Genomic DNA, 14,957 nt, shown 5'->3' on the forward strand with positions numbered 1-14,957 from the left:
CGCTATCGCTTATCGTCCGAAGTCGTGGTATATCAGGCTCCCTAGTTGTCATTTTCTTTCGGGACCATAAGCAATGCCAAAAGCCAGTGAAATCAAAAAGAATCAGGCCGTTGAGTACGAGGGACGGGTTTACTTCGTCAAGGATATCGAGCGCTCCGTGCCCCAGGGGCGGGCCGGAGGCAGCCTGTACCGTATGCGTATGTACGATGTGGTGACCGGCCAGAAGCTGGACGAAACCTTCAAGGACTCCGACATGCTGAACCAGGCAGACCTGGTTCGCCGGCCGGCCACCTTCTCGTACGCCGACGGAGACGAGTACGTCTTCATGGATACTGAGGATTTCACCCAGTACATGCTCAACAAGGAAGCAATCGCCGACGAGCTTCTGTTCATCAACGAGGACACTGAAGGGCTGATGGTTATTCTCGTCAGCGATTCCCCGGTGGCCCTCGACCTGCCGCCGACAGTCGAACTTGAGATCGAAGAAACCGATCCCTCTGTCAAAGGTGGTTCCGCCACCGCCCGGACCAAGCCGGCCAGGCTGACCACGGGCCTCGTAGTTCAGGTGCCCGAGCACATCTCCACCGGTGACCGCATCAAGATCAACGTGGAAGAACGGAAGTTCCTGAGCAGGGCCTGATCTGCACCATCAGGGCCAGGGTGCGTTGCTGTGCCTGGTTTCAACGGCTGGCGATCAGGCACCCGCGCCCTGATTTCGTGTTAGGGTAATAGTGTCATTCCTAACTTTTGGGGGAGGACGCTATGAAGCATTCCTCTGGCAAACTCGTGGTGTACTACGACGGTTCGTGCCCCGCGTGTATCAAGGATCGTCGGTGGTACGAAAAGCTGGCCGGCAAGACCGGAGAGTCCGTTGAGTGGCTGGATATTACCGGCCGTGATGAGGTGTTGCGCCAGGAAGGTATCGATCCCGACAGTGCGCTGCGCGAGCTGCATGTGAAAGACAGTGAAGGCACCATTCACCGGGAGCTGGACGCCTATATCCTGTTGATGTCCCGCGTCCCGGTACTGAAGCCGGTGGCCTGGTTGATCGGCCTGCCAGTGATTCGTCCTCTGCTGGCCCGCCTCTATCATTCCTGGGTTGACCGGAGACTCTCCGGGCAGGGGTGAGCCTCCTTTAATTGCTTTCGAAGGCCTAAAGCGTCAACCCACCGAGCTGATTTCATCGGCGGTCAGAGGTCGAAAGCTGCCAACGGCAAGTTCCGGATCCAGCAGCAGGCTCCCCATTCTCTCCCGATGCAGTGAGGTTACCCGGTTCCCCACCGCATGGAACATGCGCTTGACCTGGTGGTAGCGTCCCTCGTAAATGGTAAGCCTCGCCTCTGTCGGCCCTATCTGTTCCAACCGGGCCGGAGACGTTCTGAGCTGTTCGTAGCCAAACCAGATGCCTTCGGTAAATCGGTCGGCCGTATCCGGAGAAATCGGGTGGGCGGTGGTGACCCGGTAGACCTTGGGGATCTTTATCCTGGGCTCGGTCAATCGCCGCGTCCAAAGGCCGTCGCTACTCAGGATCATCAGTCCGGTGCTGGCACGGTCCAGGCGGCCGCCGATGTGCAGGTGATCGCGCAGGGTGGGCTCGATCAGTTCCATCACGGTGGGATGCACCGGATCTTCGGTAGCACTCAGGTAGCCGGCTGGCTTGTTCAACATCAGGTAATAGGCCGGGTCCGCACGCTGTATGAGCTCCTGATCAATCCAGACCTCCTGGAATCTGCTGATATTGAGGCCGCCCTCCCGGCAGATTTCGCCGTCAACGCGAACGCGCCCGGCGGCAAGCAGGATATTGGCCTGGCGGCGGCTGATGCCGTTCTGGTTGCTGAGGATGCGTGAGAGTTTCATGGGTTCATCATACTAACGATCAGGTAATCTGTAGCCGGTGTTTTGATGCAATGTTGCCCGGTATAGTAATGCCTCGTCACATTCCCAGAAGAGAATGGCATCCATGCCCGGTAAACCTGCCAAGCCCGTTTTAGCCTCTTCCATCGAGAAGCACGTCTGCAATGGCGCGCCGGAGGCCTGACTCCTTGGTTCGAAAAGCCTTCCGCTGGTTGGCCTGGAGCTTTTTGGGGGCTCTCGCCGCCTCGGTACTCCTGCTGCTTCTGTTCCGGTTCGTGAACCCGCCGACCTCAGCCTTCATGATTGGCTACTGGCTGGATCATCCCGATCAGGACATCCGCCAGGAATGGGTCCCCTACGAACAGATCTCAGCCTGGATGCCCCTGGCCGTTGTTGCCAGTGAGGACCAGCGTTTTCCGGAGCATTGGGGCGTGGATTTCAGCGCAATTCACAGTGCTGTCGAGGAATACATCCAGGGTGAGGGGCTGCGTGGTGCCAGCACCATTACCCAGCAGACCGCGAAGAATCTTTTTCTGTGGAATGGCCGGAGTTTTGTCCGGAAAGCCCTGGAGGCGGGGCTTGCGGTTACCCTGGAGGTGTTGTGGCCGAAAGAGCGCATCCTTGAGGTCTACCTCAACATTGCGGAGTTCGGGCCGGGTATCTATGGAGTCGAGGCGGCGAGCCGGGCTTTTTTTGGAATTCCGGCAAACCAGTTGTCCCGAACCGAGGCCGCCATGCTCGCTGCGGTATTGCCTAATCCCAAGGTGTTCCGCGCAGACCAGCCATCGGCTTACGTCTGGGAGCGGGTAAGCTGGGTCAATCAACAGATGGGCCAGTTAGGGCTGGGGTATCTCAGGGGAATATGAAGGCCGCCCGCGGGCGGCCTTACTGCCGGTTCAGGGTGTTACCGGCCCGTTGCAGTACAGCACGTCGCTGACGTCCTCACAGCTCCACTGGAAAATCCAGAGGCCGGTATTGCGATCCGAGCCCAGAATATACTGTTGACCGTCGACTTCGGTGACATGAACACCCCAGAAGTTGGAGCCCTCTGCCTCACCATATTCCTCTCCGGCGATAAAGCGGCCCACCTCATGCATGTTCCAGGAGACGACGCCTTCGCCTTTCAAGTTTTCATGCAGGTGGCCCGGACGCCATTCGACTGCGCGCATGCCGAGGGAATACCAGCTGATGAATGTCCGGTCCGGGTTGGCAGGGTCCACTTCCAGGTTGTGCATGGTCAGGTCTCCGGCTCCGCTGGCCAGTTCCGGATCCGTGAGTTCCGCCGGCGCGTAATAGCCGATTTCCCCGAGGTAGCCCACTTCCACTGATTCCGCGTCTTCTCCCATGCCTCTGGGCACTGTCATGGTGGATCTGACGTTGTTGAGCGCGTGGAAGTAGCCCCAGCCGTCGAAGGTAGCGCCCAGTGTGGCAACCAGGCCCAGGCTGGACGGGGTGGGCAGAGCGGGATTCATGCCGTCGGGGCATGCCGCCGGATCATAGCCGTCAATGCCGAGGATGGCATAGCCGGTGGAACGGGGTACGAACAACATGGGAATGTCCCCTTCAACCAACATGGAGACTGTCGCCTCGCAATTGCCCTCTGCCGCCGAATTGAAGACCACTCCGGCCTCGTAGCCTGCGGCCTGAACCGTCTGGGCCTTGGTGGTAAACGCGCAATCACCTCGCTCGATGACCGCAATCGTGGCTCCCACATCCGCGGCAGTAGGCAATGTCCCGCCACAGGCGCGTCCGACGTAGGCGGTCTGGCCACTCACTTCGTCAACCGCGCCACCGATTTGTGGAACATCGCTGCCCTGGTTGGCTCGATAGTCCTCGCCGGCAACGGTGACCGCGGTAAAGAGGGAGTCGAAGTCCTCGTCACCACCAAAAATCTTGTCGAAATTGGGGCCGGCAAAGACGGCTGCGTGGGCATTACCCTCTGGAGGTAAGGTGCCGTAAACCGGATCGGTGTCCGGGTACGTGGAGTCGGCGAGGAAAACCGGATTGGCCGGGTTGTTGATGTCCAGGGTAATGAACCCGGCATCCCAGTAAGAGAGGACTGCCTGCCAGTTCTCGTTCGGTCCTGGATCCATGTCGTTTACCCAAACGTCGTGCAGCAGCGGTGCTGCAAAACTCCCCATGAAAAGCTGAGCGTCATCGGCGATTTCCGGATTGGTCGCAAGCCAGGTTTCGATCCCCGTCTCGCTGATCAGTGTGGGTGACTGGGGCTTGGAGATGTCGACGATCTTCAAGTCATTCAGGGCGACGTCATCCACAACAAGCATGTAGGTATTGCCCTCAGCTGTTGTCCATGGAAAGACGTTGTGGACCGGGAAGTCGAGGAAGTTCTGCTTGAGTGGGGTCGGGCGGCTCGGGTCGGTCACGTCCCACAGTGAAACACCCACCTGGCCTTGTTGATGACCACCATTTCCCCCGCCGATTGCAAGCCCGTTGCCGAGAGTCGGCCCACAGGGCTCAAGGGAATGGATCAGTACGTCACGACCATCGATTTCGGTCACTTTGACGTCGTTGATCCGGGTCTGGGGCGGGGATTTGATCATACCCACAGTGACCGGGTTAGCCGGATCCCGGATGTCGGAAATGTAAACTCCGGCCCGGGTGCAGTCCGGTTCCTGGAACGTGCCGATGTAAGCGTATCCGTCCTGGGCCCAGACGTCGGTGTAGAGTCCGTCCGAAATGCCGCCCAGCGTGTCCCGGCCGATCACGTTGAAGCCGTAATTCTGGTTGGCAGGTACGTGGCCGTCCGGGAGAGGGGTATCGTGGGCGGGATGTAGGTTGGCGTTTCCGTCCGATACCAGCTGATCGTCCGCCAAGGCGGCGGTCATCAGGGTCGATGAGAGGGCAATGGCGGTCAAAGGCCGCCATAGTGAGACCATAGCCATGATTTGTCCTTTTTCTTTTGGCACGGTGCCATCCCGTGGCTCAGAGCGGGGTCGATGGACCCCTGCGTTGAGGGATGACAATCCCGTGATTGAGTGAGTCCAGGCAGAACGTCGCAGAATCATGCCTTCATCAACCTTAGCAACGACTTGCTGGGAGCATTATTCGATTTGGGCGCAAAGAATGCCTAATCAGTTGTTTTTAATATTAAAATGGGGATTTTAAAGCGACATGTCGGAGGTGTAAGCCGAGCTCTCGAGGATAGTCGGTACAGGCTGTGGTCCGGGCTTTCGGCCCGGACCACAAATTGGCTTACGACAGGTGGTGGACCGGCTGTAATCCATAAACCGGCGTTTCCAGCCCTTCCATGCGGGCCTTCAACTGCAATGCCAGATACAGGGAATAATGCCGTGACTGGTGCAGGTTGCCGCCGTGGAACCACAAACCTTGCTGTTGGGTAGGTTTCCACATATTTCGCAGCTCGCCCTCCCAGGGACCCGGATCCTTGGTGGTGTCCGAGCCCATACCCCAGCACTTGCCAACTTTGTCCGCCACTTCCTGGGATATGATCCGTGCCGCCCAGCCATTCATCGAGCCATAGCCGGTGGCGTAAACGATCAGGTCTGCGGGCAACTCGGTGCCGTCGGTCAGGGTTACCGACCTGGGATTGATCCGTTCAATGGAAACCCCGCTCTTGAGCTTGATCTCTCCCTGGGCGATCAGCTCCGAGGCGCCTACATCGATGTAATAGCCGGAACCGCGCCGGAGGTACTTCATGAACAGACCGGAGCCATCGTCGCCGAAATCCAGCATGAAGCCGGCTTTCCGGAGTCGGTTGTAGAAATCGGCATCCTGCTCCTGGGCCTGCTCGTAAACCGGCTTGTGGAATTCCGGCATGATCCGGTAGGGCAAGGATGCGAAGGTCAGGTCGGCCTTTTCCGTGGTGATCCCGTTCTCGACGGCCTCCTCGGAATAGAGCCCTCCCAACGCGAGATCCATGAGGGTGTCGGATTTGATGATATGGGTGGAGGAGCGCTGAATCATGGTGACATCGGCGTCGTTCTCCCACAGGGCAGCGCAAATGTCGTGGGCCGAGTTGTTGGCCCCCAGTACCACGCACTTCTTTCCCTTGTAGGCTTCGCCACCCGGGTGCTTGCTGGAGTGGTGTTGTTCACCTTCAAAGCTGTCCATGCCGGGTATGTCCGGCACGTTGGGTATGCCGGACATACCTGTAGCGAGCACCAGTTGTTTTGGTCGCAGGGTTACCCGCTCCCCGTCCCGAACCACATCGACAATCCATTCGTGCTTTTCCTCATCGTAACGGGCACCAGTGCATTCGGTGGAATTCCAGTAATTGAGTTCCATGACCTTGGTGTACATCTCCAGCCAGTCCCCGATCTTGTCTTTGGGGCAGAACACCGGCCAGTGCTCGGGGAAGGGGAGGTAGGGCATGTGGTCGTACCACACCGGGTCATGCAGACACAGGGATTTGTAACGATTGCGCCAGGAATCACCGGGCTTGGGATTGCGCTCGATGATGATGGTGGGCACATCCAACTGCCGCAAACGTGCGCCCAGACCAATGCCGCCTTGACCGCCACCGATGATTACACAGTAGGGCTGGCGGCTGTAACCCAGTTCCCGTTGCTCATCCTGCTTGGCCTCCAGCCAGGTTCTACGGGATTTACTGGCACCATGTTGGGCGCCTTTGGGGCGCAGGTGTTTGCGTTTCTCGGGAAACTCCCGCAGTTCCTGCATGGTGGTCAGTAGGGTCCAGGCCTTGCCGTTACGCAGGCGCAGGTGGCCTTTGCCGAGAGCGTCCGCGGTTTCGAAGGTAATCCACGCTTCCAGCACGCCATCCTGTTCGGTGGCTTCTTCAGAAATCTGCCAATTGTGAGGGTGTCTGGCTTTGGCGGTCATGGCCAGCATCTTCCGGATTTCGTCATGGCCTTCCAGAGTCTTTATGTTCCACGTCATTGAGACCAGATCCCGCCAGAACCCGCCTTCCTCGAAGTGCTCTGCAGCTTGCTCCGGGGTTTCCGATTGCAGTGTTTCTGAAAAACCGGCCAGCCACTGTTCGACTTGCTGGGTTGGTGTGAGGTTGGTTTGTGTCATGCTCGTTCTCCACGGTTGCATTGTTTTTGTTCGCAACCGGAGCTTTGCAGGCGCTGTGCCAGGTCGGGAACGTTATAAGTCCTGGCTGGCAGCTCTTTGAAATTGTTGGATGTTTTCCGGGCAAGCCGCGTTGTCCGCCATCAAGAGCGGGCCATCTATTGCGGTTCGGTATTTACAGCTGTCACGTGTTCATCGTCTGTAGGTGTTACAGGTGTAACGACTTGAACAGTACGAAGGGAGGATGCGGGGCAGGGTACGAAAAGTATAAGCTAAAGAGGCGTTGCAGCAGTATCTCTGACAAATGACAACAACAAGAGCCCATTGGTTCGGGAGTCTTGCATGACTACGCAACTTGCCCAGCGTCGGCACATTGACGCCGTTCTGAACTTTGCGGAGGATGATTCGTCTGTTGACGCATCACCGGGAACGGAACTTATCGGTCGATCCTGGAAACGCTGCATCCAGGAATACGGTCTTGATCCGAGCCGGCCGCGTAGCGCCCGTATTGTTACCCAGCAGACTCTGCGTGAGCACCAGGATTCGGTTGACGAATTCCTGAACGTAGCCAGGGCGGGTGTCGAGCAACTGTACGCCATGATTGCCCACCTCGGTTATGTGCTGTTGCTCACTGATCATCGAGGCATCACCGTGCAGTACCTTGGCGACCGGCGTTCGGACCGGCGTTTGCGCCAGGCTGGGCTCTACCTCGGTGCTGATTGGAGCGAGCAGTACGCCGGCACTTGCGCCGTGGGTACCTGCATTCAGGAAGAGCAGGCCCTGACCTGCCATCGGGTGGATCATTTTGATGCCACACACATCAGTCTGACGTGTACATCCGCGCCAATCAGGGATCCGGCCGGTAATCTGCTGGCTGTGCTGGATATTTCCGCATTGGACTCTCCGCAAGCGCGCCATAGTCAGACGTTTGCCCTCAACCTGACCCAGCTCTACGCCCGAATGATCGAGGATGCCTATTTCCTGCGCAAATATCGGAATCAGGTGATTTTCCGTTGCGATGCCTCCCGGGAGTTCGTCCAGGTCAATGGTCAGTATCTGTTCGCGATCGACGAGAGTGGGCGGATCGAGGCGAGCAATACGGCGGGGCGATCATTGATTTCCGGAACTGTGCCTCCCGATTCTGCAAAGGCTGGTCTTGATCTCACCCAGCTTTTTGAATGCCAGATACAGGACATCTGGAGCATTCCTTTTGATCAGGATGATCAGGTACGGGCTTTCCGTCACCAGGTTAGTGGGGAGACGTTCTTTGCCGCGCTGATTCAGCCAAGGGTTGCCTCTCCCAAGCCGATCGACTCTGACACAAACAGCCCCAGCGAACGGGTGCCGAGACTCGACGCGTTGGCGGCTGATGACCCGGTCATGCGTCGCACGCTCGGATTGGCGAAACGACTTCGTAATCGGGATGTTGGCTTACTGATCCTCGGAGAAACCGGCACTGGCAAGGAGGTACTTGCCCGGGCCATTCATGACTCAGGCAACCGAAGCAAACGGGCCTTCGTGGCCGTGAACTGTGCTGCGATTCCGGAATCGCTGATTGAGAGCGAGTTGTTCGGCTACGTTGCCGGTGCCTTCACCGGCGCTCGCTCCAAAGGCATGCGCGGACTGATTCAGCAGGCCGATGGTGGCACGCTCTTCCTTGACGAGATCGGCGACATGCCGCTGCAACTCCAGACCCGTTTGTTGCGGGTGTTGGCGGAAGGGGAAATTCTTCCCATTGGCGCAGACGCGCCGATTCGTGTGAATTGCCGGGTTATTGCCGCTACCCATCAGGACCTGGGCCAGCTTATTGAACGGGGTGACTTCCGCGCCGATCTTTATTACCGCCTGAATGGGGCCAGCCTGAAGTTGCCGCCCTTGAGGCAGCGGGCAGACCGGCAGCATGTGATCCAGAGGGTTCTGGAAAACCTGATTGCTGATGGAACGATGTCGGAGGTACGGTTGCGCGGCGATGCGGTGAGTGCATTGCTGGCCTACGAGTGGCCCGGAAATATCCGGCAACTGGTGAACGCACTGACGTTTGCCGAGGCAACCTGCGAGGGAGGACAGATCACCGCCAACGATCTGCCGGAGGAATGTGTCTCTGACCGGATGCCGCCGGTGGCGGATCAGATGGTTAATAGTGACAGTCAGCAGGATCCGTTACTCGATGCGCTCCGGGCCTGCCAATGGAACATTTCCGAAGTGGCTCGGCATTTCGACGTGTCCCGGCCGACCGTATACCGCTGGATGGATCGGCAGGGGATAACCTTGCCCCGCTTTCTCGGAAACCGTGGAGGTTCCGGAGAAGAGCGGGATTAGTCCTCCACCATCGAAAGCTTCTTCATCAACTTGCGCCAGCCGATGGGCAAGCGTTCTTCCAGTTCCTTCAGGAGCGGCACATCAAGGGGCCAGGGGTAGAAGGGTTCCTTGCAGCCGTAGATGACGGTGTTGTTGGTCTTGCTGTGGAAGTACAAGAGGCAGGGGAACTGACGCACCAGTTCCCGGAACAGGCTGCCGCTTTCATCCGGGACCTTGTGGTAGTTCAGGATCAGCCAGCCATCGTCGGTGAGTGCGGTGCAGCAGTCCTTGATGAACCGCCGCTGGGCCTGGGCAGGGCTCATGCGATCCGCGTTGTACAAATCCGTAAAGATCATATTGGTGCTGCCCGGAGGGAGTTCCGCGACCGCCTTGCGGGCATCGGCGATGGTGACCTCCATCCGGTCGGAATCCGGCAGTGCAAACCACTCCCGCGCCACTTCCAGGACTTTCGGGCGTAGCTCGATTACGTGAACCCGGCACTCCGGAAACAGCCGATAAAGGCCGTGGGCCAGGGCACCTCCCCCAAGGCCAAGCACGGTCACATGGGCCGGCTCGGTGAATGCCGCCGGTATGAGCATGGCGCGGCTGTATTCATGCACTGGCAGGTACGGCGTGGCCCGGGCGATCTTGCTCTGCTCGAAGATGGAGTCAAAGCTCAGTACCCGGTGCTTGCGGTCGTCAATGACCAGGATGTTGCCCAGGGCATCCCGGGTCACGTGGACAATTTCACCCCGGATTTCAGGTATCGGCATCATGAAAATGTATGGTTATCGGCTATGGTGTCAGTAAGGGGCTTATTGCCCGGCCCATGGAGATTATCCGATTGCGAGAGTTCGTGCAGGTCCGCTGTTATGACAATCCTGTCTGAAGGTGCCCGGCACTACGTGCTGATCCTGCTTCCGCGCCTGCTCAAAGACGTGGAGCGTATAGGTCTGCCCGAGATTATCCGGACATCCGGGTTCAGCGAACAGGAAGTCACCACGCTGTATTTCCGGTTTGTCTCCATTGCCCGGGTGTTGCCTGCCGATCCGGAGCGGATCACGACGGAGATCTGGGAACACCTGGTGTATTGCGTGCAGGTCATGACCGGCATGGTGAACGCCGCGTCCCTTGATGACCTGATCGCGGCCCGGGAACGGGCTGTTCGCAAGTATCTGCCCCATGCCCGCAAGAGCCTCGAAGACGAATTCGAGGAGCTGCGCCATGAGGGCACGGTGGATTTCCGGTTGGCCGGCCTGTTACGCCAGGAGGAGTCTCCGGAGCATTCCCGGGATCTGTGCATGGAGGCGATCCGGCGGGAGCGGGAAGAGCGCTTCGAGTCGGTCCGCGCTCTGGACACCCGTGCCCTCGACGCCCATCAGGCGTTCATTGTCGAGTCCGCGAAAGCGTTTGTGATTCGCGAGATGGCGTCGGCGCCGGACGACTTCGATATCCTGGATCTGGTCATCCGGCTTCTGGATCTGCTCAGAATGGTGCTGATCCTGGAAGCCCGGTCAAAACCCGGGGAGAGTCCCGTGTCGGCCGATGTCTCCGTGGAACGGATCGTCCTGGGGCTGGGCAATGTGTTGTACAAGCATGAGCTCGGTCTTGAGGCTGCCGGCTGATCGTTCCCTTCCTGTGTTCAGATGCCGGTGTCCTTCACATTTTCCATGACCACAAAGGTACTGGTCTGCAGCACGTGGGGCAGGCTGGAGATCTGCTCCCCGAGTACCTGCCGGTACTCGGCCATGTTACGTGTCCGGATCTTCAGCAGGTAATCGAAGTTCGCTGCCATCATATGGCACTGCTCCACCAGGGAAACCTGCTTGACGGCCTCGTTGAAGGCGGCGAGGGCACCGCTGCTGGTGTCGGAAAGGGTGACCTGGGCAAAAGCGACATGGCTCAGCCCCAGCTTGGTATGGTTTACCAGGGCGGTGTAGCCGGTGATGTAACCCTGATCTTCCAGTCGCCGCATGCGAACCTGGCAGGGTGTCTTGGAGAGACCCACCCGCGTGGCGAGTTCGGTAATGGTGATCCGGGAATTCTTCTGTAATTCCCTGATGATTGAGTGATCAATTCTATCCAGTTCGACCATAATTTGGTCTCCTGCCAAGCTTAATGTCTATGTCAATATTCGAATATAAGCGAATTGCCTGCGTTTTGAAACTATATGGTCAAAGTGACTTTCGGGTCTTGAGTATACTGGATTGGCATGAATCCGTATCGCCCTGTGGATACCGCCCGGAGAAGATTGATGACCGATTCCCGCTCAGTACAACAACAAAGCCTGCTGGAACAGCTTGCCAACGCCCTTGATGACCAGAATGTCGAAGCCGATGATTCACTCGATCTTCGCCAGGTAGTGGCGAAAATGATGGAGGAATCCCGATCATGGGACGATGACCTCCACAGCCAGCTTGTCGCGACCTTTGGCGACACCCTCGGCGGGCGTTACGCCCAGCTTTTCAGTGGTAGTTTTCCCTCGGCGTATCGGGCCCGCTTTCCGGTGGCTGAAGCCCTGGAAGACATTCGCCAGATCCAGTCCATTGCCATCAGTTCCGATGTGCCCATGGGCTTCTATAATTCCGGCGACAGCGCCGAAGGGCAGCTCAGCTTCAAGCTCTACAGCCAGGGCAGTCCGGTGATCCTGTCGGATGTGATTCCTATCCTTGAAAATCTCGGCATGCGGGTTCTGGGTGAGCATCCCTACTCCATCCGGCGCCGGGATGGGGAGACCTATGGTGTCAGCGACTTTACGGTGGCGTTCCATTCCCGGTGCCGGAATGCCGATTTCAGGACGGCGAAGCCCCTTGTGCAGCAAGCTTTCCGGGAAATCTGGAACGGTTTTGCCGAGAACGACGAGTTCAACCAGCTGATCATGGCGGCGGGTCTGGGCTGGCGGGATGTCGCGTTGCTCCGGGCGTACGCACGCTACATCAAGCAGCTTCGCTTCGGCTTCAGCCAGCCCTTCATCGCCGACACGCTGGCCCGCCATCTCGATATCACCGCTGGTCTGGTCTCCCTGTTCAGGGCCAGATTCGAACCGGAAGATGTGAAGGCCGAAGAGCGAGCCCAGCGTATCGATGCAATCGAGAAGGAGATCCTTGCTGCGCTGGAACAGGTGGAAAGTCTCGACGATGACCGGATCCTGCGTCGATTCCACGCCCTGATTCAGGCCACGGTCAGAACCAACTACTACCAGCCGGAGGAAACCGGCCAGCCAAAGGGCTACCTGTCCTTCAAGGTTGATCCATCCTCGCTGCCGGACATTCCCAAACCCCGGCCCCGTTTCGAGATATTTGTCTATTCGCCCCGGGTGGAAGGTGTTCACCTGCGAGCCGGCCCGGTTGCCCGCGGTGGCTTGCGCTGGTCCGATCGCATCGAGGATTACCGGACCGAGATTCTGGGGCTGGTGAAGGCACAACAGGTCAAGAACTCGGTGATCGTGCCGGTGGGTGCCAAGGGCGGCTTTGTCGTCAAGCAGCCGCCTGATGAGGGAGACCGGGAGTCGCTGCGCGCCGAGGGTATCGTCTGTTATCAGATTTTCATTCGTGGTTTGCTCGATCTGACCGACAATCTCGAGAACGGTGTGGTTGTACCGCCGGTCAATGTGGTCCGCCATGACGACGATGACCCCTACCTGGTGGTGGCCGCAGACAAGGGAACGGCGACGTTTTCCGATATCGCCAACCATCTCGCCGGGGAGTACCGGTTCTGGCTTGGTGACGCCTTTGCCTCCGGCGGCAACGAGGGTTATGACCACAAGAAGATGGGCATTACCGCCCGGGGTGCCTGGGAGTCGGTGAAGCGCCATTTCCTCGAGAAAGGGCTGGACACCCAGTCCGAGGATTTCACCGTGGTGGGTATCGGCGATATGGCCGGAGATGTATTCGGCAACGGCATGTTGCTGTCGGAACATATCCGGTTGGTGGGTGCGTTCAATCACCAGCACATTTTTGTCGACCCGTCCCCGGATGCAGCGGCCTCATTTGCCGAGCGCAAGCGCCTGTTCGAACTGCCGGGCTCCAGCTGGGCGGATTATGACCAAAGCCTCATCAGCAAAGGCGGCGGTATCTTTGCCCGCTCCGCCAAATGGATTCCGGTATCACCCGAAATGCGCTCGCTTCTGGGCATCAGTGCCCAGCGTCTGGCACCCAACGAACTGATCCGGGCGCTGCTCCGGGCTCCGGTGGACATGATCTGGAACGGCGGCATCGGCACCTATATCAAGGCGCCCTCCGAGTCCCACGACGATGTCGGGGACCGGGCCAACGACGGACTCAGGGTCGACAGTCCCGAGTTGCGCTGCCGTGTGCTGGGTGAGGGGGGCAACCTCGGTGTCACCCAGCGGGGTCGGGTCGCCTTTGCCCTGGCTGGTGGTTCAGCGAATTCTGACTTTATCGATAACGCCGGCGGAGTGGACTGCTCCGACCATGAAGTGAATATCAAGATCCTGCTGAACGAACGTGTTGCCCGGGATGAAATGACGCTGGGCGAGCGCAATCAGCTGCTCCGGGCGATGACGCCGGAAGTGGCGGAATTGGTACTGCGCAACAATTATCGGCAGGCCATGGCGCTCAGCCTGGCCTGCACCGGCAAGGTCGGATCACAAGACGGTTATGAGCGTCTGATGCGGCGGCTTGAATCGGATGGGCGGCTGGATCGAGCACTGGAATTCCTGCCGGATGACGATGAGCTGCGTGAACGCTCCGGAGGGCTGACCCGGCCCGAGCTTTCGGTGCTGCTGTCCTATACCAAGATAGAACTCAAGCAGGTACTCATGGCCGCTCCCATTGTCCGGGATCCACGGTTCTCCCGGGCGCTTTTCTCGGCCTTTCCGGAATCCATGCGCGAAGCATTCCCGGAGGCTATCGAGGCGCATCCGCTGCGAGCCGAAATCGTTGCAACCCAGATTGCCAACGACATGGTCAATCGCATGGGCATCACCTGGGTGGAACGGATCCGCAATACCACCGGAGCCGATGCCGGCCGCATCGCCGCCGCCTACCTGATCTCAGTCGAGATCCACAACGTAGACCGGCAATGGGAAGCCATTGAAAAGCTGGATGGCCGGATTGATGCGGCGGTGCAGGCTGACCTTTTCAGCGATGTCATTCACCTGGTCACCCGAAGCACTGTCTGGTTGCTGCACAACCGTCGCAACGATCTGGACCCGGCCGACTGTGAGGCCCGATACCGGGGGGCTTTGTCGGATGTACTGTCCTCCATCGAGCGATTGTCTTCGGTCATACCTGAAAGTCGCTGGTATGGGCACTATGCTGAGTACAGGGAAAAAGACGTGCCGGAAGCGTTAGCCGCTTATTGTGCCTCGGCTGAGAGCCGTTACTGGCTGATGGACATGATCGAGATCTCAAGCCAGCTGGGGCAGGATCTGGAGTCCGTGGCCTGGGTTTACTTCCGGTTAGGGGAGAGCCTGAACCTGACCTGGCTGGACCGGCAGATGCGGGTTTATCGGGCCCATGGGCACTGGCAGGTGCTGGCAACGGTCCATTACCGGGATGAACTGGATCAGCAGTTGCGGGGCCTCACTGCCTCAGTGCTGGCACAGGATGATTCTGCCGAGGGCAATCTCGCTTCTCCGGAAGCAAAGCTGGATTCCTGGCGAAGTGCGAGGCAACCACTTTTGGGTCGTTGGGAGCGGGTACTCGGGGATATGCAGGCGGCCAATGATGTCGATTGTGCCGTGTTTTCGGTGGCGCACAGTGTGCTCAGGGAGCTTTCCAGAGAGGCTTTCTGATTCAAGTTGAAGGGCGATATGGCTATAGCGTGAC

11 protein-coding genes are annotated in these 14,957 nt (G+C 58.6%); 6 read left to right on the top strand and 5 right to left on the bottom strand.

Translation table 11 applies throughout. The annotated features are described in order from the left end of the window. The first annotated feature begins 73 nt into the window (after positions 1 to 73). Positions 74 to 640, top strand: coding sequence for an elongation factor P-like protein EfpL (gene efpL, locus DET50_RS08605; protein WP_113862456.1), 567 nt, complete (start codon positions 74 to 76; stop codon positions 638 to 640). Positions 641 to 762: 122 nt separating this feature from the next. Further along, positions 763 to 1,128: a thiol-disulfide oxidoreductase DCC family protein gene (locus DET50_RS08610; protein ID WP_113862457.1), complete on the top strand. Its 366-nt coding sequence runs from the start codon at positions 763 to 765 to the stop codon at positions 1,126 to 1,128. A 33-nt stretch (positions 1,129 to 1,161) separates the two neighbouring features. Here the strand turns inward: DET50_RS08610 and DET50_RS08615 are convergent, their stop codons facing one another. Continuing rightward, positions 1,162 to 1,857 carry a pseudouridine synthase gene (locus tag DET50_RS08615; protein WP_113862458.1) on the bottom strand — a complete coding sequence of 232 codons (696 nt, stop codon included), beginning with the start codon at positions 1,855 to 1,857 and terminating at the stop codon, positions 1,162 to 1,164. Positions 1,858 to 2,018: 161 nt separating this feature from the next. Between DET50_RS08615 and mtgA the strand changes: the two genes are divergently transcribed. Then, entirely contained in the window at positions 2,019 to 2,720 is a 702-nt protein-coding gene (gene mtgA / locus DET50_RS08620) for a monofunctional biosynthetic peptidoglycan transglycosylase (protein ID WP_113862459.1), read from the top strand. Positions 2,721 to 2,750: 30 nt separating this feature from the next. Here the strand turns inward: mtgA and DET50_RS08625 are convergent, their stop codons facing one another. Next, a complete protein-coding gene (locus DET50_RS08625) occupies positions 2,751 to 4,757 on the bottom strand; it encodes a PA domain-containing protein (RefSeq protein ID WP_181799956.1) in 2,007 nt (668 codons plus the stop codon). Between the two features lie 310 nt (positions 4,758 to 5,067). Then, positions 5,068 to 6,870, bottom strand: a complete 1,803-nt coding sequence (locus DET50_RS08630) for a flavin-containing monooxygenase (RefSeq protein WP_113862461.1) — start codon at positions 6,868 to 6,870, stop codon at positions 5,068 to 5,070. 339 nt (positions 6,871 to 7,209) lie between these two features. Here DET50_RS08630 and DET50_RS08635 point away from each other — a divergent pair, with 339 nt between their 5' ends. Then, complete coding sequence (locus DET50_RS08635; RefSeq protein ID WP_113862462.1) at positions 7,210 to 9,186, top strand: sigma-54-dependent Fis family transcriptional regulator; 1,977 nt, start codon at positions 7,210 to 7,212, stop codon at positions 9,184 to 9,186. On the opposite strand, the gene DET50_RS08640 is transcribed toward DET50_RS08635, so the two are convergent. Further along, positions 9,183 to 9,938, bottom strand: a complete 756-nt coding sequence (locus DET50_RS08640) for a spermidine synthase (RefSeq protein ID WP_113862504.1) — start codon at positions 9,936 to 9,938, stop codon at positions 9,183 to 9,185. The two genes, DET50_RS08635 and DET50_RS08640, sit on opposite strands and share 4 nt — an antisense overlap. 99 nt (positions 9,939 to 10,037) lie before the next feature. Between DET50_RS08640 and DET50_RS08645 the strand changes: the two genes are divergently transcribed. Beyond that, a complete protein-coding gene (locus DET50_RS08645) occupies positions 10,038 to 10,790 on the top strand; it encodes a hypothetical protein (protein ID WP_113862463.1) in 753 nt (250 codons plus the stop codon). Positions 10,791 to 10,807: 17 nt separating this feature from the next. On the opposite strand, the gene DET50_RS08650 is transcribed toward DET50_RS08645, so the two are convergent. Further along, complete coding sequence (locus DET50_RS08650; RefSeq protein WP_113862464.1) at positions 10,808 to 11,260, bottom strand: winged helix-turn-helix transcriptional regulator; 453 nt, start codon at positions 11,258 to 11,260, stop codon at positions 10,808 to 10,810. A 159-nt stretch (positions 11,261 to 11,419) separates the two neighbouring features. Here DET50_RS08650 and DET50_RS08655 point away from each other — a divergent pair, with 159 nt between their 5' ends. Beyond that, positions 11,420 to 14,923, top strand: a complete 3,504-nt coding sequence (locus DET50_RS08655) for an NAD-glutamate dehydrogenase (protein ID WP_113862465.1) — start codon at positions 11,420 to 11,422, stop codon at positions 14,921 to 14,923. Positions 14,924 to 14,957: the final 34 nt, after the last annotated feature.

This window comes from Marinobacter pelagius (assembly GCF_003315345.1).
Classification (GTDB): domain Bacteria; phylum Pseudomonadota; class Gammaproteobacteria; order Pseudomonadales; family Oleiphilaceae; genus Marinobacter; species Marinobacter pelagius_A.